Raw genomic sequence first — 2,123 nt, 5'->3', positions numbered from 1 at the left:
GGAGTGACGAGTACGTACGGCGGCGCGGCCGCCGTCAGCACGCGCGGGCTGCCGCAGTGGCTCATGCCCGTGGCGCGGGCGGCGCAGACGATCGAACCGCGGCAGCTCAGCCGTTTTCTGCCCCCGGAGACGGGCGGCCGGCAGTCGGCCGTACTGGTCCTCTTCGGCGACGGCGAGAGCGCTTCCGGCGATAGCCAGGGAACCTCCGGTGGCACCGGGGTCGCTTCCGGCGTCGGCGACGGCGCTTCCCGCAGTGGCGACGGCGCTTCCCGCAGCGGCGGCGGGGAAGGCGGCGACGGCGCCCGCGGCCCCGTCCTGCTGCTCACCGAGCGGGCGGGCAGCCTCCGTTCGCACGCCGGGCAGCCCTCGTTCCCCGGCGGCGCCCTCGACCCCGAGGACGGCGATCCGGACGGCGAGGGCCCGCTGCGCGCGGCCCTGCGCGAGGCGCGGGAGGAGACCGGCCTCGACCCGTCCGGCGTCCAGGTCTTCGGCGTGCTGCCGCGGCTGTACATCCCGGTGAGCGGCTTCGTCGTGACGCCCGTGCTCGGCTGGTGGCGCGAGCCCAGCCCCGTCATGCCGGTCGACCCGCGCGAGACGGCGCGGGTGTTCGCGGTGCCGGTCGCCGACCTCACCGACCCCGCCAACCGGGCCACGACCGTGCACCCCAGCGGTCACCGCGGCCCGTCGTTCCATGTCGCCGACATCCTGGTCTGGGGGTTCACGGCCAGCGTCATCGACCGGATCCTGCACTACTCCGGCTGGGAGCTGCCCTGGGACCGGGAGAAGCGGGTGCCGCTCGACTGGAGTGCGTGAGACGGTGAGCCGGCACGGCGTCCCCACGCGCGTACGGCGGGGCGGTCCAACGACAACATGACGACACCAAGGCGAGGCTTTTTTCGGTGAACGTGCTGGACATCGTGCTGTTGCTCGCCGCCGCGTGGTTCGCGGTCGTCGGCTACCGGCAGGGCTTCGTCGTGGGCGTGCTCTCGGTCATCGGGTTCCTCGGCGGCGGTCTCGTCGCCGTCTACCTGCTCCCCGTGATCTGGCAGAGCGCCACCGACGAGACGTCGCCCAGCACCTGGGAGGCGATCGCGGCGGTCATCATCGTGATCGTCTGCGCGTCGGTCGGCCAGGCGGCCACCACCCACCTGGGCAGCCGGCTCCGCCGCCACATCACCTGGTCCCCGGCGCGCGCCCTGGACGCCACCGGCGGCGCGCTCGTCAACGTCGTCGCGATGCTGCTGGTCGCCTGGCTGATCGGCTCCGCGCTCGCGGGCACCTCCCTGCCGACGCTCGGCAAGGAGGTCCGCAACTCCAAGGTGCTGCTCGGCGTCGCGCGGGTGCTTCCGAGGCAGGCCGACACGTGGTTCGCGGACTTCAGCTCGGCCCTCGCGCAGAACGGCTTCCCGCAGGTCTTCGCGCCCTTCTCCAACGAGCCCATCACCGACGTCCCGGCCCCCGACCCGGGGCTCGTGTCGAGCCCCGTCGCGAAGGACGCCCAGCGCTCCATCGCGAAGGTCGTGGGCACCGCGCCCAGTTGCGGGAAGGTCCTGGAGGGCACCGGCTTCGTCTTCGCGCCGCACCGGGTGATGACCAACGCCCACGTCGTCGGCGGCGTCAAGGAGCCCACCGTCCAGATCGGCGGCCGGGGGAGGCTGCACGACGCGACGGTCGTCCTCTACGACTGGAAGCGCGACATCGCCGTCCTGGACGTCCCGACGCTGAACGCGCCGGTGCTGCGCTTCTCCACGCCGGACGCCGCGAGCGGCAAGAGCGCGATCGTCGCGGGCTTCCCGGAGAACGGCTCGTACGACGTGCGCGCGGCCCGCATCCGCGGCCGCATCCAGGCCAACGGCCCGGACATCTACCACCGCGGTACGGTCAGCCGGAACGTCTACTCGCTGTTCGCGACCGTACGGCAGGGCAACTCCGGCGGCCCGCTGCTGACCCCGGACGGCCGCGTCTACGGCGTGGTCTTCGCCAAGTCCCTGGACGACGCCAACACCGGGTACGCCCTCACCGCGAACGAGGTCCGGGAGGACGTCGGCAGGGGCCGCGAGGCCACCCAGCGGGTCGACAGCGAGGGCTGCGCGCTCTGAGGCTCCGAGAGCCGGCCCGGCCCG

At 73.5% G+C, this 2,123-nt stretch carries 2 protein-coding genes; both read left to right on the top strand.

Annotated features, from left to right (window positions below):
- The first annotated feature begins 63 nt into the window (after positions 1-63).
- Positions 64-813 carry an NUDIX hydrolase gene (locus ACFU99_RS41630; protein ID WP_384403420.1) on the top strand — a complete coding sequence of 250 codons (750 nt, stop codon included), beginning with the start codon at positions 64-66 and terminating at the stop codon, positions 811-813.
- 86 nt (positions 814-899) lie between these two features.
- Positions 900-2,099: a MarP family serine protease gene (locus ACFU99_RS41625; RefSeq protein WP_384403417.1), complete on the top strand. Its 1,200-nt coding sequence runs from the start codon at positions 900-902 to the stop codon at positions 2,097-2,099.
- Positions 2,100-2,123 lie beyond the last annotated feature (24 nt).

Source organism: Streptomyces sp. NPDC057654, from assembly GCF_042800135.1.
Lineage (GTDB): Bacteria > Actinomycetota > Actinomycetes > Streptomycetales > Streptomycetaceae > Streptomyces.
This window is presented reverse-complemented; position numbering and strand designations above follow the sequence as displayed.

Coding starts and splice junctions, on each gene's coding strand:
- ACFU99_RS41630 (WP_384403420.1), top strand. CDS start 64: ATGCCCGTGGCGCGGGCGGCGCAGACGATCGAACCGCGGCAGCTCAGC.